The 17986-nt window shown below is 66.1% G+C and carries 18 protein-coding genes; 7 read left to right on the forward strand and 11 right to left on the reverse strand.

Annotated features, from left to right (window positions below; all coding sequences use genetic code 11):
- The first annotated feature begins 6 nt into the window (after window positions 1-6).
- Window positions 7-1338 carry a phenylacetate--CoA ligase PaaK gene (paaK, locus tag JNC62_RS14850; RefSeq protein ID WP_374839793.1) on the forward strand — a complete coding sequence of 444 codons (1332 nt, stop codon included), beginning with the start codon at window positions 7-9 and terminating at the stop codon, window positions 1336-1338.
- Window positions 1339-1697: 359 nt separating this feature from the next.
- Here paaK and paaE read toward each other — a convergent pair whose 3' ends face one another.
- From paaE to JNC62_RS14885, 7 genes are all read right to left on the reverse strand, one after another.
- Window positions 1698-2834, reverse strand: a complete 1137-nt coding sequence (paaE, locus tag JNC62_RS14855) for a 1,2-phenylacetyl-CoA epoxidase subunit PaaE (protein ID WP_374839794.1) — start codon at window positions 2832-2834, stop codon at window positions 1698-1700.
- A gap of 13 nt (window positions 2835-2847) precedes the next feature.
- On the reverse strand, window positions 2848-3390 hold the full coding sequence (gene paaD, locus JNC62_RS14860; RefSeq protein ID WP_374839795.1) for a 1,2-phenylacetyl-CoA epoxidase subunit PaaD: 543 nt from the start codon (window positions 3388-3390) through the stop codon (window positions 2848-2850).
- A complete protein-coding gene (gene paaC / locus JNC62_RS14865; RefSeq protein WP_374839796.1) occupies window positions 3390-4163 on the reverse strand; it encodes a 1,2-phenylacetyl-CoA epoxidase subunit PaaC in 774 nt (257 codons plus the stop codon). The genes paaD and paaC overlap by 1 nt, the downstream gene beginning before the upstream one ends.
- 95 nt (window positions 4164-4258) lie before the next feature.
- Window positions 4259-4543, reverse strand: coding sequence for a 1,2-phenylacetyl-CoA epoxidase subunit PaaB (gene paaB / locus JNC62_RS14870; protein WP_374839797.1), 285 nt, complete (start codon window positions 4541-4543; stop codon window positions 4259-4261).
- Window positions 4544-4555: 12 nt separating this feature from the next.
- On the reverse strand, window positions 4556-5545 hold the full coding sequence (gene paaA / locus JNC62_RS14875) for a 1,2-phenylacetyl-CoA epoxidase subunit PaaA (RefSeq protein WP_374839798.1): 990 nt from the start codon (window positions 5543-5545) through the stop codon (window positions 4556-4558).
- 119 nt (window positions 5546-5664) lie between these two features.
- The gene (paaX, locus tag JNC62_RS14880; protein ID WP_374839799.1) at window positions 5665-6570 is read right to left on the reverse strand and encodes a phenylacetic acid degradation operon negative regulatory protein PaaX; all 906 of its coding nucleotides are present in this window, start codon (window positions 6568-6570) and stop codon (window positions 5665-5667) included.
- On the reverse strand, window positions 6567-7205 hold the full coding sequence (locus tag JNC62_RS14885; protein ID WP_374839800.1) for a TetR/AcrR family transcriptional regulator: 639 nt from the start codon (window positions 7203-7205) through the stop codon (window positions 6567-6569). Before JNC62_RS14885 ends, paaX begins: the two co-directional genes overlap by 4 nt.
- A 265-nt stretch (window positions 7206-7470) precedes the next feature.
- On the opposite strand from JNC62_RS14885, the gene JNC62_RS14890 reads away from it, so the two are divergent.
- The 5 genes from JNC62_RS14890 to JNC62_RS14910 are packed head-to-tail and all read left to right on the forward strand — an operon-like array spanning window position 7471 to window position 11978.
- Window positions 7471-8643, forward strand: coding sequence for an ABC transporter substrate-binding protein (locus JNC62_RS14890; protein ID WP_374839801.1), 1173 nt, complete (start codon window positions 7471-7473; stop codon window positions 8641-8643).
- A 42-nt stretch (window positions 8644-8685) separates the two neighbouring features.
- Window positions 8686-9558: a branched-chain amino acid ABC transporter permease gene (locus JNC62_RS14895; RefSeq protein WP_374839802.1), complete on the forward strand. Its 873-nt coding sequence runs from the start codon at window positions 8686-8688 to the stop codon at window positions 9556-9558.
- Window positions 9558-10505: a branched-chain amino acid ABC transporter permease gene (locus JNC62_RS14900; RefSeq protein WP_374839803.1), complete on the forward strand. Its 948-nt coding sequence runs from the start codon at window positions 9558-9560 to the stop codon at window positions 10503-10505. Before JNC62_RS14895 ends, JNC62_RS14900 begins: the two co-directional genes overlap by 1 nt.
- Complete coding sequence (locus JNC62_RS14905) at window positions 10502-11290, forward strand: ABC transporter ATP-binding protein (RefSeq protein WP_374839804.1); 789 nt, start codon at window positions 10502-10504, stop codon at window positions 11288-11290. The genes JNC62_RS14900 and JNC62_RS14905 overlap by 4 nt, the downstream gene beginning before the upstream one ends.
- Window positions 11277-11978, forward strand: a complete 702-nt coding sequence (locus JNC62_RS14910) for an ABC transporter ATP-binding protein (RefSeq protein ID WP_374839805.1) — start codon at window positions 11277-11279, stop codon at window positions 11976-11978. Before JNC62_RS14905 ends, JNC62_RS14910 begins: the two co-directional genes overlap by 14 nt.
- A gap of 106 nt (window positions 11979-12084) precedes the next feature.
- Here JNC62_RS14910 and JNC62_RS14915 read toward each other — a convergent pair whose 3' ends face one another.
- The 4 genes from JNC62_RS14915 to JNC62_RS14930 all read right to left on the reverse strand — a co-directional run bounded on the left by JNC62_RS14915 (window position 12085) and on the right by JNC62_RS14930 (window position 14006).
- Window positions 12085-12273, reverse strand: coding sequence for a hypothetical protein (locus JNC62_RS14915; RefSeq protein WP_374839806.1), 189 nt, complete (start codon window positions 12271-12273; stop codon window positions 12085-12087).
- A gap of 107 nt (window positions 12274-12380) precedes the next feature.
- Window positions 12381-12851: an RrF2 family transcriptional regulator gene (locus JNC62_RS14920; RefSeq protein ID WP_374839807.1), complete on the reverse strand. Its 471-nt coding sequence runs from the start codon at window positions 12849-12851 to the stop codon at window positions 12381-12383.
- Window positions 12852-13114: 263 nt separating this feature from the next.
- Entirely contained in the window at window positions 13115-13414 is a 300-nt protein-coding gene (locus JNC62_RS14925; RefSeq protein WP_374839808.1) for a DUF6074 family protein, read from the reverse strand.
- A gap of 97 nt (window positions 13415-13511) precedes the next feature.
- Window positions 13512-14006 (reverse strand): Lrp/AsnC family transcriptional regulator, encoded by a 495-nt coding sequence (locus JNC62_RS14930; RefSeq protein WP_374839809.1) that lies wholly within the window; start codon window positions 14004-14006, stop codon window positions 13512-13514.
- A gap of 183 nt (window positions 14007-14189) precedes the next feature.
- On the opposite strand from JNC62_RS14930, the gene putA reads away from it, so the two are divergent.
- A complete protein-coding gene (gene putA, locus JNC62_RS14935) occupies window positions 14190-17897 on the forward strand; it encodes a trifunctional transcriptional regulator/proline dehydrogenase/L-glutamate gamma-semialdehyde dehydrogenase (RefSeq protein ID WP_374839810.1) in 3708 nt (1235 codons plus the stop codon).
- Window positions 17898-17986 lie beyond the last annotated feature (89 nt).

The following is a 17986-nucleotide window of genomic DNA, read 5'->3' on the forward strand; positions in this document are numbered from 1 at the left end:
GAGAATATGAACATGAGGTTTCCCAACATCCAGTCCGGTCGGGACTTCGTCGGCCTCGACGAGCATGAGCGTGCCTCACGCGACCAGATCCAGTCGCTGCAGCGCGAACGTCTCGCCTGGTCGCTGCGGCACGCCTATGAGAACGTGCCGTTCTACCGGCAGAAGTTCGAGGCGGCCGGCGTTCATCCCTCCGACTTCCGTGAACTTTCCGATCTCGCCAAGTTCCCCTTCACGGTGAAGCAGGACCTGCGCGACACCTATCCCTACGGCATGCTCGCCGTGCCGAAGGAAAAGCTCGCCCGCGTGCACGGCTCCTCCGGCACGACCGGCAAGCCGATCGTCGTCGGCTACACGAAGAATGACATCGACATGTGGGCCGATGTCATGGCCCGCTCGATTCGCGCGGCCGGCGGCAAGCCGGGCATGATGGTCCACGTCGCCTATGGCTACGGCCTGTTCACCGGCGGTCTCGGCGCCCATTACGGCGCCGAGCGGCTCGGCTGCACCGTCGTTCCGATGTCCGGCGGCATGACGGAACGTCAGGTGCAACTCATCAACGACTTCCAGCCGGACATCATCATGGTGACGCCGAGCTACATGCTGGCGCTGCTCGACGGCTTCACCAGGGCCGGCATCGATCCACGCTCCACCACGCTGAAATACGGCATCTTCGGCGCCGAGCCGTGGACGAACGCCATGCGCCAGGAGATCGAGCACGCCTTCGACATGCAGGCGACCGACATCTACGGCCTGTCCGAGGTGATCGGCCCCGGCGTCGCCCAGGAATGCGTCGACACCAAGGACGGCCTGCACATCTGGGAAGACCATTTCCTGCCGGAAATCATCAATCCGGACACCGGCATGCCGGTCCAGGACGGCGAGTATGGCGAACTGGTCTTCACCTCGCTGACGAAGGAAGCCTTCCCGATCATCCGCTACCGCACGCGCGATCTCACCCGCCTGCTTCCCGGCACCGCGCGTCCGGGCATGCGCCGCATGGAGAAGGTCACCGGCCGCTCCGACGACATGATCATCCTGCGCGGCGTCAACGTCTTCCCAAGCCAGATCGAGGAGGCGCTGCTTGCCACCGACTGGTGCGCCGGCCATTTCGTCATCGAGCTTTCCCGGGAAGGCCGCATGGACAAGATGACGGTCTTCGCCGAGGCGCGCCAGGAGCATTGGGATGGCGAAGGCCTGCAGGCCCATGCGCAGCGGCTGGCCAAGCACATCAAGGACACCATCGGCATCTCGACGGCTATCGCCATCCAGGCGCCGAATTCGGTGGCCCGTTCCGAAGGCAAGGCCAAGCGCATCATCGACAAGCGCCCGAAGGACTGAAGCTTGCGAAACTGGATCGAAGCCCGGCCCATCGTCCGGGCTTTTCCTGTTTTGCGGGCAGTGTAATTTTTCCACAACCTGACTTGCAAAAGCACAAGGACAGCCAGCTCGTCGCGTGCGATTTTCTCTCCGCGACGCATCTTGGGGACGGGCGGCGCCAAGAACCAACAAGCCGGATGACCACCGGTGCGCTGAAATACCCCCTGCGCGTGCGACAGGCGTCTCATGCGTCAACGCTCGACGCGTTGCTGCCAAGGGGCTGGGAGGAAAGGCCGGTCGCTTTGAGGCGCCCGGCCTTTTTCTATTCAGCGCGTGGTCAGGGGAACGCCCGCCAGGATACGGTTCGGCGGGACAAGGCGTCACATCTGGTCGAAGTCGACCACAACATGGGCGCTTTTCGGATGGGCCTGGCAGGTGAGCACGAAGCCGGCCTCGACTTCCCAAGGCTCCAGCGAGTAGTTGACCTCCATCGGCGCCTCGCCTTCGACCAACTTGGCGCGGCAGGTCGAACACATGCCGCCCTTGCAGGCGAACGGCAGGTCCATGCCGGCGCGCAAGGCCGCATCAAGGATCGATTCGCCGTCGGCCACCGGAACCTCGCGGCGCTTGCCGTCGACGGTCAAAAGCGCGGTGTGCGCCGGCGGCGCATCGGGTGCGACCTTCACCGGCGCCCGCGGGCGGCCGTTGAAGACCGAGACGAAACGCTCGGTGTGGATCCGGTCCTCGGCGATGCCGAGGTCCTTCAGCGTCGCTTCGAGGTCGTCGATCATGCCGGTCGGGCCGCAGATGAAGACGTGATCGACCATCTTCGCCGGCACCATCGAGGTCAAGAGCACCCGCGCCTTGTCGCCGTCGAGCCGGCCGTTGAGCACGGAAATGTCCTGTTCCTCCTTGCTGAGCACGTGGAAGACCGCGAGGCGACCGAGAAAGCGGTCCTTCAACTCTTCCAGCGCCGTGCGGAACAGCATGTCGCCGGTCGAGCGGTTGCCGTAGAATAAAAAGAAATGGCTGTCCGGCTCCGTCTCCAGCACGCCGCGCATGATCGACAGAATCGGCGTGATGCCGGAGCCTGCGGCAAAGCCGACATGGATGCGGCCGTCGCCGGGGGCGTTGGCGAGGCCGAAGCGACCCGTCGGCGTCATCACCTCCATCTCGTCGCCGGCCTTGAGCGTGTCGTTCACCCAGTTGGAGAAGACGCCATCCTCGAGCCGCTTGATGGCGACGCGCAGGTCGCCGTCCTTCGGCCCGGAACAGATGGAGTAGGAGCGGCGCAGGTCCTCGCCGTCGATCGTGGCGCGCAGCGTCAGGTACTGGCCGGGCTCGAAGCGATAGTCATCGGCCAGATCGGCCGGCACGTCGAAGGCGACGGAAACGGCGTGGTCGGTCTCGCGGCTGATGTCGGCGACGCGCAGCTTGTGGAAGCGCGGGGCGTGCTGCGGAGCCGAGGTCGGCGCATGGGCCTGGGCGGCGGTCGTGGCTTGCTGGGAAACGGACATCCGGATCACCTCGTCAATGGCATTTGAAATAATCGAAGGGCTCGCGGCAGTCCTGGCATTGCCACAAAGCCTTGCAGGAGGTCGAGCCGAACTCGGCAAGCCGGTTTGTGCGCACGGAGCCGCAACGGGGGCATTCCACCTCGTCGGCGCCGAACAGGGCGCCGCGGCCGGCACGCTTTTCGGAGGGCGGGGCGATGCCGTATTCCTTCAGCTTGCGCCGGCCCGCCTCGGTCATCCAGTCGGTCGTCCACGCGGGCGACAGCACCGTCGTTACCTTGACCCGGTCGAAGCCGGCCTTCTCCAGCGCCAGCTCCAGTTCCAGTGCGATCATGTTCATCGCCGGGCAGCCGGAATAGGTGGGCGTGATGAACACTTCGAGCGTACCGTCCAGGGCAAGCTTCAGCTCCCGCAGGACGCCGAGGTCATCGATGGAAAGAACCGGGATTTCCGGGTCCGTGACGGTGGCGGCGACCGAACGCGCATGCGCCAGCCGCGCGTCCGTATCTGCCAGCGGAAAAGACGTCGCCGGCACCGGCTGGCTTTCCCGCCCGGCCATCACCAGACCGCTCCGGGGATCGTGTGCTGGACGTGCTGCAGTTCGGAGAGCAGATGGCCAAGATGCTCGCTGTGGATGCCGGTGCGCCCGCCCTTCTGCATCCAGCCGTCCTCCGGCGTGATCAGCGTCGCCTCGTCCAGCACGGCCTTGACATTGTCGCGCCAGGCCGCGCGCAGGGTGGAAAGATCGACGGCGATGCCGGCGTCCACCAACTCCTTTTCGGAAGCGTCCATCTCGAAGAGTTCGCCCGTATAGGCCCAGAGCCCGTCGAGGGCTGCGGCGATGCGCGCATGGCTTTCCGTCGTGCCGTCACCGAGCCGGATCACCCATTCCGCCGTGTGGCGCACGTGGTAGGCCATTTCCTTTTCGCTCTTCGCGGCAATTGCGGCGAGCGTCTCGTCCTTCGACGCCATCATCGCCCGCCAGTAGAGGTCGGCGAAGTTGGCGTAGAGGAACTGGCGCAGGATCGTGCGGGCGAAATCGCCGTTCTGCTGCTCGACGAGCAAAAGGTTGCGGTAGCCGCGCTCGTCGCGCCAATAGGCGAAGTCGTCCTCGGTCCGCCCCTCGCCCTCCGCCTCGCCGGCGTAGGTATAGAGCGAGCGCGCCTGGCCGATCAGGTCGAGCGCCATGTTGGCGAGCGCCATGTCCTCTTCCATCATCGGCGCGTGACCGCACCATTCCGACAGGCGGTGGCCGAGGATCAGCGCGTCGTCGGCGCGGCGGAGCGTGTAGAGAACGAGCGGCGTTTCGTTGACGCGAATGGTCTTCGCCATGGGTTTCCTCCAGGGTCGTCCGCCTCAAGCGGACGATGAACGGGTCCTTCCGGCAGCGCCCGCCGAATCATGCAGCGATCGTCGTAAGCCTGGGCTTACATGTGGCCGACTTCTTCCGGCACGTCGTAGAAGGTCGGATGGCGGTAGATCTTCGAAGCGGTCGGCTCGAACATCATGTCCTTGTCGGCAGGATCGGAGGCCGTGATCGCGTTCGAGGGCACGACCCAGATCGACAGCCCCTCGCCGCGGCGGGTGTAGATGTCACGGGCAGCCTGCAAGGCCAGCGTGGCATCGGCCGCATGCAGCGAACCCACGTGCTTGTGGGCCAGGCCGTTGCGCGAGCGGATAAAAACTTCCCAGAGCGGAAAAATGTCCTTCATGTCCTGTTCTCCTTAAGCCGCCGCCTTGCGGGCGCGGCGTTTCTCGGCATAGGCGAGGGCTGCTTCGCGCACCCAGGCGCCTTCCGCATGGGCCTTGTTGCGGGCAGCGAGACGATCGCGGTTGCACGGGCCGTTACCGGAGATCACCTGCTTGAACTCGTCCCAGTCGATCGCGCCATAGTCCCAGTGGCCGGTTTCCTCGTTGAACTTCAGGTCCGGATCGGGCAGCGTCAGGCCGAGATAGTGGGCCTGCGGCACGGTGGCGTCGACGAATTTCTGGCGCAGCTCGTCGTTGGAGAAGCGCTTGATCTTCCAGCGGGTCGACTGGTCGGAATGCTGGCTTGCTGCATCCGGCGGGCCGAACATCATCAGGCACGGCCACCACCAGCGGTTCAGCGCGTCCTGCGCCATTTCCTTCTGTTCCGCATTGCCCTTCGACAGCGTCACCATGATCTCATAGCCCTGGCGCTGGTGGAAGGACTCTTCCTTGCAGACGCGGATCATCGCGCGCGCATAGGGACCGTAGGAGCAACGACAGAGCGGGATCTGGTTCATGATCGCCGCACCGTCGACCAGCCAGCCGATCGCGCCGATATCCGCCCAGGTGAGCGTCGGATAGTTGAAGATGGAGGAGTATTTTGCCTTGCCGGTCAAAAGCTGGTCGACCAGCTCCTCACGCGAGACGCCGAGCGTTTCGGCGGCCGTATAGAGATAGAGGCCATGGCCGCATTCGTCCTGCACCTTGGCCAGCAGGGCCGCCTTGCGGCGCAGCGACGGGGCGCGGGTGATCCAGTTGCCTTCCGGCAGCATGCCGACGATTTCCGAATGGGCGTGCTGGGAAATCTGGCGCGTCAGCGTCTTGCGGTAGGCGGCCGGCATCCAGTCGTTCGGCTCGATGCGATCTTCCGCATCGATGCGCGCCTGGAACTTTTCGAGCAGCACCGCATCCTCGAGCTGGCGGTCGCCGGCATCCGGATTGGCGTTGAGAGCTTGCGTGTACATGGCATCCTCCATCGAATGCGGTCAATATATGTAACAAAAAACAATTCGACAACGATTTTTTGTAACACTTTGCGCTACAACAACGACACGCCGCTTTGGGCGTTGAAAATAAGAGGTTTTTATACGAAACGGTCGGCCATCGAGATGCGCGGCGGGCGCAGCGGCCCGTCCTCATCCACGCCATTCTGGTCCAGCCAGCGCTCCGAGGCGACGGCGAGATGGCGATAGAGGGCGGCGCACAGCTGCCGCGCCGCCGCGCCCGGCCAGTCCTCCGGCAGGATCGCCGCCGGCAGGCCGGGATCGCGCAGCACGATGCGGCGATATTCGTAGATCATCAGCACCCGCGCCGTGATGGCGCCGAGATCGGACGGATGCAGCCCCTGGTCGAGCGCGGCCAGCAGCGGGCTGAAGTCGGCGATGAAATGGCGGTAGTGGTCGGCGAGGACGGCGAGCGGCCAGGCCCGCTCGGCCAGCGCGCGCATGTCGGCCTCCGAACCCTGCGCCAGAAGCCGTGGTTCATCGCGGGCAACCTCGGGGATGGCCCAGCCGGAGGGCGCGATCCAGGTGCCCGGCAGAGGAGCGCCATATCCGGCCTGCTCGAGAGCCTTGCGCAACACGTCCCGGTCCGGTCCGGGCGCCGGCATCAGCACGGTGAAATGGCCGTCCCAGTCGGCGACCTTGGGGTTGTAGATGCGGTTGGCCGCCTCGAAGAAGGTTTCGCGCCCCTTCGCCCCGAGGCGGTAGAAGCTGTTGCGGCCGACCTTGTTGCGCTCCAGCCAGCCGTCCGCCGCCAGTCGCGACATGGCCGTCCGCACCACCCCGTCGGCGATGTCCAGTCCCTTGAAGAACGAGTTCAGCGTGCCGAGCCAGACCGAGCCGCCCCGCGGCAACAGGGCGTCGCCGTAAAAGGTGATGATGATCGACCAGGTGCGCGAAGGCTGCGACTGCAGCCGATCGAGCACCTGCGACAGCGCCTGCCGCAGGGCGGCCGCATCCGGCGGCTGTGTCCTGGCCTGCGTCGTCATCGCCGACCGATCTGGCTGACCTTGCCGTCCGAGGCGTCGGGCCGGGCAACCTGGGGCGCGCCGGCCAGGATCAGGGTCGTGACCATTTCTGCATACGCCTCGCGCGTCAAACCCTTGCCTTCGCGGAACCACAGGTAGTGCCAGTTCAGCATGCCGAACATCGACATCGTCAGCGGCTTGAGCAGTGGTCCCCGGCCAATCTCCGGCAGCGCCTCGGCCAGTGCGTCGGAGAGGAACACGACAAGCTGGCGCTCCATCGCCAGCAGTAGCTCGCGCCGTTCGTCCGAAAGCAGCTTCAGGTTGGCGATCTGCACCTGATGCTCCGCATCGGCGTCGCGATAGGCGTCGAGCAGGGCCAGCGCGATGGCGCGGACCCGCAGTCTCGGATCCGCCGTCGAGGCGAAGGCCTGCCCCACGACTTCGACCAGTTCCTGCAGGTGGTCGTTCAGGATGTCGAAGAGCAGCGCTTCCTTGTCCGGGTAGTAGTGATAGAGCAGCGCCTTCGATACGCCACAGGCTTCCGCGATCATGTTGATCGACGTGCCGGTAAAGCCAAAACGGGCGAACAGCCCCGCCGAGCGCTGCAAGATCGCCAGACGCTTGGTGTCGTAGTCCTGGGCGCGGGTACGGGCCATGTGCAGAAATCCAATCGCTTGCCTTCGCCGGGGGCCGACTCGCCGGCGCGGCGAATGATTATCCGAACGGTCTATCAATCGCTCCGGGCGGCGTAAAGTCGGCCTCGCGCGCCGTCACCGGCGGACCGCCCGGAAATCCGGGCGGAAATTATGATTGACCAATCGTTCGGTGAATTATATCGTGCCTTTCGCAAATTGCAAACTGGCCCTGTCGCGCCCCTTCGGGCGCCCGCCGAACCTGGACACTTTGGGAGGAGTTCCGATCATGACCTTCACGTCGACCCGTGGCGCGATTCTCGGCGCCGTCGCTGCCTCTGCCGTTCTTGCGGCAGGCATCGCTCCGGTTGCCGCAGCCGACCCGATCAAGATCGGCTCCGTCGTCTCCGCCACCGGCTCCACCGCCTTCCTCGGCGACCCCGAAGCCAAGACGCTCAAGCTCGTGGCCGAGCAGATCAACGCCAAGGGCGGCATTCTCGGCCGGCCGATCGAGCTGATCCTCTATGATGACGGCGGCGACGCCAACAAGGCGCGCACCTTCGCCACCCGCCTGGTCGAGGACGACGGCGTCGTTGCCGTTGTCGGCGGCACCTCGACCGGCGCCACGATGGCGATGGTCCCGGTGTTCGAGGATGCGGAAATCCCCTTCATCTCGCTTGCCGGCGCGATCGAGATCATCGATCCGGTCAATCCGTTCGTCTTCAAGACGCCGCACACCGACAAGACCGCCTGCATGAAGATCTTCGAGGACATGAAGGCGCGCGGCCTGATGAAGATCGGCATGATCTCCGGTACCGACGGCTTCGGCAAGTCGATGCGCAACCAGTGCATGAACGTGATCGGCGACTACGGCATCGAGGTGCTCGTCGACGAGAGTTACGGCCCGACCGACGCCGACATGACGCCGCAGTTGAACAAGATCAAGAACACCGAGGGCGTTCAGGCCGTCGTCAATCCGGGCTTCGGCCAGGGCCCGGCGATCGTCACGCGCAACTACGCCCAGCTTGGTATTTCCGTTCCGCTCTACCAATCGCACGGCGTCGCCTCGAAGAGCTTCATCGAGCTGGCCGGCGCGGCGGCCGAGGGCGTACGCCTGCCGGCGCCGGCGCTTCTGATCGCCGACAAGCTTGCCGACGACGACAAGCAGAAGCCGGTGGTTTCCGCCTACAAGCAGGCCTATGAATCCAGCACCGGCCAGCCGGTCTCCACCTTCGGCGGCTATGCCTATGACGGGCTGTCGCTGCTGGCCGCGGCGATCGAGCGGGCGGGCTCGGACGAGCCGGCGGCGATCCGTGACGCGATCGAGGCGACGAACGGCTATGTCGGGGTAACCGGCATCTATACGATGTCGGCCGAAGACCACCTGGGTCTCGGCACCGAGTCCTTCCGGCTGCTGCGGATCGAGAACGGCGACTGGGTGCCGGAGACGGCCGCCAACTGATTCGGCGTCCCATTGAATCCTCGACGAGCGGGTAACCGGGCCATGAGCGAATTTCTGCAACTGTTGATTTCCGGCTTGACCGTGGGGGCCGTCTACGCGCTCGTCGCCCTCGGCTTCACGCTGATCTACAACGCCTCCGACGTGATCAACTTCGCCCAGGGCGACTTCGTCATGATCGGCGGCATGGGGACGGTGTTCCTCATGGCCGCCGGCCTGTCGCTGCCGATCGCGGCGCTGGTCGCCGTGGTCGGCGCCGTGATCGTCGGCCTGCTCCTGCACCGGCTTGCGATCGAGCCGGCGCGCGGGGCTTCGCCCGTCACCCTGATCATGATCACGATTGGCGCCTCGATCTTCATCAAGGGCGTGGCACAGATCGTCTTCGACAAGCAATTCCACACCCTGCCCGCCTTCTCCGGGGCCGACCCGATCAACATCGCCGGTGCCGCCATCCTGCCGCAGAGCCTCTGGGTGCTGGCCGGCGCCGTCGTGCTGTTCGTCGCGCTCTACCTCTTCCTGACGCGCACACTGACGGGCAAGGCGCTGATCGCCACCGCCGCCAACCGGCTCGCCGCCCGCCTCGTCGGCATCAACGTCCGCGTCATGCTCGGCCTTGCCTTCGGCCTGTCGGCCGCGATGGGCGCGCTGGCCGGCATCCTCGTCGCGCCGATCACGCTCACCCGTTACGACATCGGCACGATCTTCGCGCTAAAAGGCTTCGCCGCCGCCATGGTCGGCGGCATGGGCTCGCCGCAGGGGGCGCTGGTCGGCGGGCTGCTGATCGGCATCCCGGAGGCCTTCGGCGCCGGCTACATCAGCTCGGCCTACAAGGACGCCGTCGCCTTCCTGGCGATCCTCGTCGTGCTGTTCTTCATGCCGCGCGGTCTGTTCGGCTCGAAAAGCGTGGAGCGCGTCTGATGGCGAAGTCGCTTCTCAACAGCCGTTTGCTGCCGCTCGTCGTGCTTGCGGTCATCGTCGCAATCGTCCCGCTGGTCGCTCCGTCCGGCTTTTATCTGCGCGTCGCGGCCCTCGTCTGGACCTTTTCTCTGGCTGCCATGGGCCTGACCATCCTGATGGGCTATGCCGGCCAGGTCAGCCTCGGCCACGCTGGCTTTCTCGGCATCGGCGCCTACTCGGTCGCGCTCGGCCCCGAATATCTCGGCCTGCACCCGCTCGTATCGCTCGTCCTTGGCGCCGCTCTTGCCGGCCTGATCGCCTGGATCGTCGGCAAGCCGATCCTGAAGCTGAAGGGCTACTATCTCGCGATCGCCACGCTCGGCTTCGGCATGATCGTCTCGCTCGTCATCACCGGCGAGAGCGACATCACCGGCGGCCCGGACGGCATGAAGGTGGCACGGGCGACACTGTTCGGCCTGAAGCTTTCCGGCGCGTCCACCTGGTACTGGGTCACGGCCGGCGTCATGCTCGTCGGCGCCGCAATCGCGCTGAACATCGGCGCCAGCCCGACGGGCCGGGCGCTACGCGCCCTGCACGACAGCGAGGTCGCCGCATCCGCCACGGGCATCGACGTCGCGGCGAAAAAGCTCAACGCCTTCGTGCTGGCCGCCATCTATGGCGCGGTCGCCGGCGGCCTGATCGGGCTGATGAACGGCCTTGTCACGCCGGATATTGCCGGCTTCATGAACTCGATCGAACTCGTCGCGATGGTCATCATCGGCGGTCTCGGCTCCGTTTTCGGCGCGGTGGTCGGCGCTGCCTTCCTGGTCGTGCTGCCACAGGCTCTGACGGCCCTGCACGACTACGAGCAGATGGTGCTCGGCCTGTTGATCATGGTGTTCATGATCTTCCTGCCGGCCGGCATCGTGCCCGCCTTGCGCAAGCTTTGGACGGAGCGCGCGGCATGAGCATTCTCCAGGTCGATAACACCGGCATTTCCTTCGGCGGTCTCGTCGCCGTCGACAACGTTTCCTTCGCCGTCAAGCCGGGCGAGGTCTTCTCGATCATCGGGCCGAACGGCGCCGGCAAGACGACGCTGTTCAACATCGTCACCGGCGTCTACCAGACCGACCGCGGCAGCGTCATGCTGGACGGCGAGGCGGTCAGCGGTATCGCCCCCCACCTGCTCGTCCGGCGCGGCATGGTGCGCACCTTCCAGAACTTGCAGATCTTCTTCCGCATGACGGCGCTGGAGAACGTCATGGTCGGCTTCCACCTGACGGAGAAGACCTCGTTCCTCTCCGACCTGCTCGGCCTGCCGGGCGTGACGCGCCAGAACCGGGCCACCCGCGAGGCGGCGCTGGCGCTGCTCGACCGCGTCGGTCTTGCGCGCTACGCCGACATGTCGGCCGGCTCGCTCTCCTATGGCGCGCTGAAACGCCTCGAAATCGCCCGCGCGCTCGCTGCCGAGCCGAAGGTGCTGCTCCTCGACGAGCCGGCCGCCGGCTGCAATGCGGTCGAGAGCGAGGCGATCGACAAGCTGATCAGCGAGATTGCCGCAGGCGGCATCGCCGTCGTCCTGATCGAGCACGACATGAAACTGGTCATGCGCATCTCGCACCGGATCCTGGTGCTGGCCGAAGGCAAGCGGCTGGCGGAGGGCACACCCGAGGCCATCCGCAACGATCCCGCGGTGATCGCCGCCTATCTCGGGGAACACGGCGCAAGGGAGGCGGATCGTGCTCAAGGTTGAGGGACTGAACTCCGCTTACGGCCGCATCCGCGTTCTGCACGACGTGTCGCTCTCGATTGGCGACGGCGAGGTGGTGGCGATCGTCGGCTCGAACGGCGCCGGCAAGACGACGCTGCTGCGCGCGCTCTCCGGCGTGCAGCCGATCCTGTCCGGCCGCATCCTGCTGGCAGGCCAGGAGATCCAGAAGCTGCCGCCGCACGAGCGCGTCGCCCGCGGCCTGGTGCAATCGCCGGAAGGCCGGCAGATCTTCGGTCCGCTCAGTGTCGAGGACAATCTTCGCCTCGGCGCCTTCCGTCGCGGCCGCGACAGAACCGAAGAGAGCCTTGCCGACGTCCTTGCCATGTTCCCGATCCTCGCCGAGAAGCGCGCCCAGCCCGCTTCGGGCCTCTCCGGCGGCCAGCAGCAGATGCTGGCGATCGGCCGCGCTCTGATGGCGGAGCCGGAGCTGCTTTTGCTGGACGAGCCCTCGCTCGGCCTGTCGCCGCTTTTGATCGACCAGATCCTTGCCGCCGTCACCAATCTGAAGGCGCGCGGCATGGCGATCCTCTTGGTAGAGCAGAATGCGTCGGCAGCGCTCGCCATCGCCGATCGCGGCTATGTGCTGGAAACCGGCGAGGTGGTTCATTCCGGCGCGGCGAGCGCGCTGCTGACCGATCCGAAGGTGATGGAAGCCTATCTGGGATTGTAGCGGCCAGCGCGGCCCGCACCCGAGGGCGGAGCTCAGGCCCGTCATCGCCGTCGGGCCCGGGCCTTCGATTGGCCGCGCTCTTGTTTGTCGCTGTCGCGCGTAGAAATCAGTAGAACACGTGGATGGGCCAGGCGGTGTGCTCTTGCCGTGCCTTCTGGGGGACGATCGGCTTCAGCAGGTCCAGCAGGCTCTTGAGGGTCCTGGTCTGAGCCGAAACCGGGACGCGTTTGTCGGCCTCGCCTTCGCCGGCACCGGTCGGATGTGGCGACAGATAGCCGAGAGTCATTCCGCCCATATAGAACATGCGTCCCCCTGATCGTGCTCCGCCGTTAACCGTCGGGCAACGATCATGGCAAAATCGTGGCGCGCGTCAATAGTCTATAGATTTGGTGGTCTAACGTCTCACCGGCCGACGATCTTCTTCACCGGTTCGTCCTCCTCGACGAGGCCGGCCGCGCCGGGCGCGGCGACGAACTGTTCCAGCGTCATCGTGTCGAGGATGGCGGCGATGGCGTCGCGCACCTCCGTCATCGAGCGGCGCACCTGGCAGGTCTCGGGGTCGGCGCAATCGTCGCAGGCCTCATAGGCGGTGCGGCTGGCGCAGCGAATCGGCGCCAGCGGGCCGTCGAGCACGCGGATGGCGTGGCCGATGCGGATGGCCGACGCCGGCTGTGACAGCGCATAGCCGCCGCCCGGGCCCTTCTTCGAGCGCAGGATGCCGGCGTTGCGCAGTTCAAGCAGGATGGTGTCGAGAAATTTCTTCGGAATGTTGTTGCGCAGCGCGATCTCGCTGACGAACGCGGTTTCGCCGGGTGCAAGCCGCGCCAGGTCGACCAGGGCCTTCAGCCCGTACTTGCCCTTTTTCGTCAGCATGCCCGCCCGCTTTCTGCCTGCAAATCGACATTCGCCGCGTTGCGCACCAAGCGCACCCGCTTCCAGGAATTCACCCGTCTATTCGGGGATGATCGTCAGCCACCCATTACGGATGATTCCGACGCATTTTAGGCGCCAAGTGCTAAAAACGTATAAAAATTATGTATTTTATCGCATCTGCTTATGCAAGCCGCCAGGTACGATGATGGGCGCTCCCTGCCCGGTTTGAACGGAGCGCGGCCAGAGGCAACCCGGCCGGCCGATCAGCCGCGCACAGCCTCGTCGCGCGTCGCATCCGCCAGGTGCCGGCGGCGCAGTTCGGCCTGAACCTCGTCCTGGAAATCCAGCACCTGCAGGCGCATTTCCGCCTCGGCGCAGCCAAGCGCCAGCAGTTCGTCGGCAAGTTTGCGGCATTGCGCGCGCCAGTACCGCTGGGCCGCTTCACCGTGCAGAGCCTCCAGTTCAGCAGCGCAGCGTCGGACGATCCCGATCCGCCGGGCCAACGGGAACGGCACCGGGACCATGCGCGATGTCAGGCCGATATCTGCAGATGCTGCACTCATTGTATGCTGTCCCCTCATGTGCGGTGCGTCCTGCATACGGGGTGCATGGTTAACGTCAGGTTTCCGGTTCCGCCGGTTGTGCCGATGTGGCCGGAATCTACAGCAGGGCGGTGGGGACGTTCGTGGCGCCGCTGTCCTTGACCGCCTGCATGACGACGAAGGTCGAGGTGTTGGCGACGTTCGGCAGGCTGGAGATCTTTTCACCCAGCACCTCGCGATATTTGCGGATGTCGGAGGTGCGGACCTTGAGCAAATAGTCGAACGAGCCGGCGATCATGTGGCATTCCTCGACCTCCTGGATGCGGCGCACGGCGCTGTTGAACGCCTCGAGCGCCTTTTCGCGCGTATCCGAAAGCTTCACCTCGGCAAAGGCGATGTGGTCGAGACCGAGCTTGCGCAAATTGATCTCGGCATGGAAACCGAGGATGAAGCCCTCGTCGATCAGTCGCTTCAGGCGCGCCTGGCAGGGAGTCTTTGACAATCCCACCCGCTTGGACAACTCTGTCACCGAGAGCCGACCGTCCTGGCTGAGGACGTCGAGGATGCGAATGTCGAATTGATCCAAATCGTCGTTGGTTTGCGTCTTTGCCATTCATTCGGCCTCCCCATTGGTCGATAAACAGATTGAATGGCCTAAATGAAGCGATAATCAAGTCAACATGGTTTTTGCTTCAGTGCTACTATCCGGACGCTGCGCAACGACACGCCGGAAAGCGGCGGCGCGGCCAGGCCCGACGATCAGCTGCAACGACCAATCACCCACGAGCGCGCCACGATGACCAAGACCTCCTCCTCTCCGGAAACCGCCGGCTCTGCCGGTGCACGTAGCCCCTTTGCCGATTTTGCCCCGCCGGTCCGCGAACAAGGCCCTTTGCGCCGCGCGATCACCGCCGCCTATCGCCTGCCCGAGGCCGAAGCGCTGGCGCCGCTGCTCGAGGCCGCCACGGTCTCGCCCGAACAGCGCGCGTCCATTGCCGCCACCGCAGGCAAGCTGATTACCGCGCTGCGCGCCAAGCACAAGGGCACCGGCGTCGAGGGCCTGGTGCAGGAGTATTCGCTGTCGAGCCAGGAGGGCGTGGCGCTCATGTGCCTCGCCGAAGCGTTGCTGCGCATTCCCGATACAGCGACGCGCGACGCGCTGATTCGCGACAAGATCGCCGACGGCGACTGGAAGTCGCATATCGGTGGCGGCCGTTCGCTGTTCGTCAACGCCGCCACCTGGGGGCTTGTCGTCACCGGCAAGCTGACCGGCACCGTCAACGATCGCGGCCTCTCGGCGGCGCTCACCCGGCTCATCGCCCGCTGCGGCGAGCCGGTGATCCGCCGCGGCGTCGACATGGCGATGCGCATGATGGGCGAGCAGTTCGTCACCGGCGAGACGATCGACGAGGCCGTCACCCGCGCCCGCGCGCTGGAGCAGAAGGGCTTCCGCTATTCCTACGACATGCTGGGCGAGGCTGCGACGACGGCTGCCGATGCCGAGCGCTACTATCGCGACTACGAAAACGCCATCCATGCGATCGGCCGGGCGTCGGCCGGCCGCGGCATCTATGAGGGCCCGGGCATCTCGATCAAGCTGTCCGCCCTGCATCCGCGCTACTCGCGCGCCCAGGTCGACCGGGTGATGGGCGAACTCCTGCCCAAGGTGAAGGCGCTGGCGCTGCTGTCGAAGACCTACAACATCGGCCTCAACATCGACGCCGAAGAAGCCGACCGGCTGGAACTGTCGCTCGACCTTCTCGAGAGCCTCTGCGTCGATCCGGATCTCGCCGGCTGGAACGGCGTGGGCTTCGTCGTCCAGGCTTATGGCAAGCGCTGCCCGTTCGTGCTCGACTACATCATCGACCTCGCCCGGCGCTCGGGCCGCCGCATCATGGTGCGCCTCGTCAAGGGCGCCTATTGGGATGCCGAGATCAAGCGGGCCCAGGTCGACGGGCTTGTCGACTTCCCCGTCTACACCCGCAAGATCCACACCGACGTCTCCTACATCGCCTGCGCCAAGAAGCTGCTCGCGGCGACCGACGCGGTCTTCCCGCAGTTTGCCACCCACAACGCGCAGACGCTGGCAACGATCTACCATCTCGCCGGCCCGGACTTTTCCGTCGGCAAGTACGAGTTCCAGTGCCTGCACGGCATGGGCGAACCGCTCTATGACGAGGTTGTCGGCAGCGGCAACCTCAACCGTCCCTGCCGCATCTACGCGCCGGTCGGCACGCACGAGACGCTGCTGGCCTATCTCGTCCGCCGACTTCTGGAGAACGGCGCGAACTCCTCCTTCGTCAACCGCATCGCCGACCCGGCCGTGTCGATCGCCGATCTGATCGCCGACCCGGCCGAGGTCGTCCGCGCGATGGCCGTCGTCGGCGCCCGCCACGACCAGATCGCCCTGCCGGCAAACCTCTATGGCGCGCGGCCGAATTCCGCCGGCCTCGACCTTTCCGACGAGACCACCCTCGCCTCGCTCACCGAAGCGCTTCAAGCCAGCGCGGCAATCGCCTGGAAGGCCGAGCCGCAGCTGGCCACCGGTACGGCCGGCGGCGAGACCCGCCCCGTCCTCAATCCGGGCGATCTCGGCGATGTCGTCGGACAGGTCACCGAAGCCTCGGATGCAACCGCGCGCCAGGCCGTGGCGCTGGCAGCCGCTGCGGCGCCCCGCTGGGCCGCGGTGTCGCCGGCCGAGCGCGCCGCCTGCCTCGAGCGGGCTGCCGATGCCATGCAGGCGCGCATGCCGACGCTGCTCGGCCTGATCGTCCGCGAGGCGGGCAAGTCGCTGCCGAACGCGATCGCCGAGGTGCGCGAGGCGATCGACTTCCTGCGCTACTACGCCGACCAGGCGCGCCGCACCCTCGGCCCGGCGCATGCGCCGCTCGGCCCGGTCGTCTGCATCAGCCCGTGGAACTTCCCGCTGGCGATCTTCACCGGCCAGGTCGCGGCCGCACTGGTCACCGGCAACCCGGTGCTGGCAAAACCGGCCGAGGAAACGCCGCTGATCGCCGCCGAAGGCGTGCGCCTGCTGCATGAGGCCGGCGTCCCGGCCGAGGCGCTGCAACTGCTTCCGGGCGACGGCCGTGTCGGCGCCGCCCTGGTCGCCGCTCCCGAGACCGCCGGCGTCATGTTCACCGGTTCGACCGAGGTCGCTCGCCTGATCCAGGCGCAACTCGCCGGTCGGCTTTCGGCCGATGGCCGGCCGATCCCCCTGATCGCCGAGACCGGCGGCCAGAACGCGATGATCGTCGATTCCTCGGCGCTTGCCGAACAGGTCGTCTTCGACGTGATCGCCTCCGCCTTCGACAGCGCCGGCCAGCGCTGCTCGGCGCTGCGCGTGCTCTGCCTGCAGGAGGACGTCGCCGATCGCACGCTTGCCATGCTCAAGGGCGCGCTGCACGAACTGAAGATCGGCCGCACCGACAGGCTGTCCGTCGACATCGGCCCGGTCATCACCGCCGAAGCCAAGGGCATCATCGAGGAGCACATCGAGGGCATGCGCGGCAAGGGCCGCAAGGTCGAGCAGATCAGCCTTGACGCCGAGACGGCGCAGGGCACCTTCGTGCCGCCGACGATCATCGAGCTCGGCGGCATTTCCGAGCTGAAACGCGAGGTGTTCGGCCCGGTCCTGCACGTGATCCGCTACAAGCGCGGCGATCTCGACCGGTTGATCGACGACATCAACGCCACCGGCTACGGCCTGACCTTCGGCCTGCACACGCGTCTCGACGAGACGATCGCCCACGTGACGAGCCGGGTGAGGGTGGGCAACATCTACGTCAACCGCAACGTCATCGGCGCCGTCGTCGGCGTCCAGCCGTTCGGTGGCCGCGGCCTCTCCGGCACCGGCCCGAAGGCCGGCGGCCCGCTCTATCTCGGCCGTCTCGTCAAGACCGCGCCGATCCCGCCGCAGCACAGCTCGGTCCACACCGACCCGGCGCTGACGGACTTCGCCAACTGGCTCGGCCAGCGCGGCATGAATGCGCAGGCGCAGGCCGCGCGCGACACCGGCAGCGCCTCGGCGCTGGGGCTCGACATCGAGCTGCCCGGCCCGGTCGGCGAACGCAACCTCTATGCGCTGCACCCGCGCGGCCAGATCCTGCTGGTGCCGCAGACGGAAGCAGGACTCTACAGCCAGATCGTCGCCGCGCTCGCCACCGGCAACCGTGCGGTGATCGATGCGGCTTCCGGCCTGCAGACCTCGCTGAAGGACCTGCCGGCAAGCGTTGCCGCCCGGATCGCCTGGTCGAACGACTGGGCGAAGAACGGCCCCTTCGCCGGCGCGCTGGTGGAGGGCGACGGCGAACGCGTCCGTGCCGCCAACGAGAAGATCGCAGCCCTGCCCGGCCCGCTGGTGCTGGTCCAGGCGGCGTCGGCTGCGGCGATTGCCGACCGGAACGCGGATGCCTACTGCCTCAACTGGCTGCTGGAAGAGGTGTCCACCTCGATCAACACCACCGCCGCCGGCGGCAATGCCAGCCTGATGGCGATCGGCTGAGGCCTGTGTGCTCCGCACCGGACCTGCTCCGGGGCCAAGCGGCAAGCGAAACAAAAAATGGCGGCTCCGAGAGGGGCCGCCATTTTTGT

Origin of the sequence: Mycoplana ramosa, from assembly GCF_041930185.1 — a bacterium.
Taxonomy (GTDB): Bacteria; Pseudomonadota; Alphaproteobacteria; order Rhizobiales; family Rhizobiaceae; genus Mycoplana; species Mycoplana ramosa.

What these genes read in the sequence shown, in the direction of transcription:
- putA (WP_374839810.1), top strand. Translation starts at nt 14,190, where the DNA reads ATGACCAAGACCTCCTCCTCTCCGGAAACCGCCGGCTCTGCCGGTGCA.
- JNC62_RS14895 (WP_374839802.1), top strand. Translation starts at nt 8,686, where the DNA reads ATGAGCGAATTTCTGCAACTGTTGATTTCCGGCTTGACCGTGGGGGCC.
- JNC62_RS14915 (WP_374839806.1), bottom strand. Translation starts at nt 12,273, where the DNA reads ATGGGCGGAATGACTCTCGGCTATCTGTCGCCACATCCGACCGGTGCC.
- paaK (WP_374839793.1), top strand. Translation starts at nt 7, where the DNA reads ATGAACATGAGGTTTCCCAACATCCAGTCCGGTCGGGACTTCGTCGGC.
- paaE (WP_374839794.1), bottom strand. Translation starts at nt 2,834, where the DNA reads ATGTCCGTTTCCCAGCAAGCCACGACCGCCGCCCAGGCCCATGCGCCG.
- JNC62_RS14925 (WP_374839808.1), bottom strand. Translation starts at nt 13,414, where the DNA reads ATGAGTGCAGCATCTGCAGATATCGGCCTGACATCGCGCATGGTCCCG.
- paaD (WP_374839795.1), bottom strand. Translation starts at nt 3,390, where the DNA reads ATGGCCGGGCGGGAAAGCCAGCCGGTGCCGGCGACGTCTTTTCCGCTG.
- JNC62_RS14930 (WP_374839809.1), bottom strand. Translation starts at nt 14,006, where the DNA reads ATGGCAAAGACGCAAACCAACGACGATTTGGATCAATTCGACATTCGC.
- JNC62_RS14885 (WP_374839800.1), bottom strand. Translation starts at nt 7,205, where the DNA reads ATGGCCCGTACCCGCGCCCAGGACTACGACACCAAGCGTCTGGCGATC.
- JNC62_RS14905 (WP_374839804.1), top strand. Translation starts at nt 10,502, where the DNA reads ATGAGCATTCTCCAGGTCGATAACACCGGCATTTCCTTCGGCGGTCTC.
- paaC (WP_374839796.1), bottom strand. Translation starts at nt 4,163, where the DNA reads ATGGCGAAGACCATTCGCGTCAACGAAACGCCGCTCGTTCTCTACACG.
- paaA (WP_374839798.1), bottom strand. Translation starts at nt 5,545, where the DNA reads ATGTACACGCAAGCTCTCAACGCCAATCCGGATGCCGGCGACCGCCAG.
- JNC62_RS14900 (WP_374839803.1), top strand. Translation starts at nt 9,558, where the DNA reads ATGGCGAAGTCGCTTCTCAACAGCCGTTTGCTGCCGCTCGTCGTGCTT.
- JNC62_RS14920 (WP_374839807.1), bottom strand. Translation starts at nt 12,851, where the DNA reads ATGCTGACGAAAAAGGGCAAGTACGGGCTGAAGGCCCTGGTCGACCTG.
- JNC62_RS14890 (WP_374839801.1), top strand. Translation starts at nt 7,471, where the DNA reads ATGACCTTCACGTCGACCCGTGGCGCGATTCTCGGCGCCGTCGCTGCC.
- paaB (WP_374839797.1), bottom strand. Translation starts at nt 4,543, where the DNA reads ATGAAGGACATTTTTCCGCTCTGGGAAGTTTTTATCCGCTCGCGCAAC.
- paaX (WP_374839799.1), bottom strand. Translation starts at nt 6,570, where the DNA reads ATGACGACGCAGGCCAGGACACAGCCGCCGGATGCGGCCGCCCTGCGG.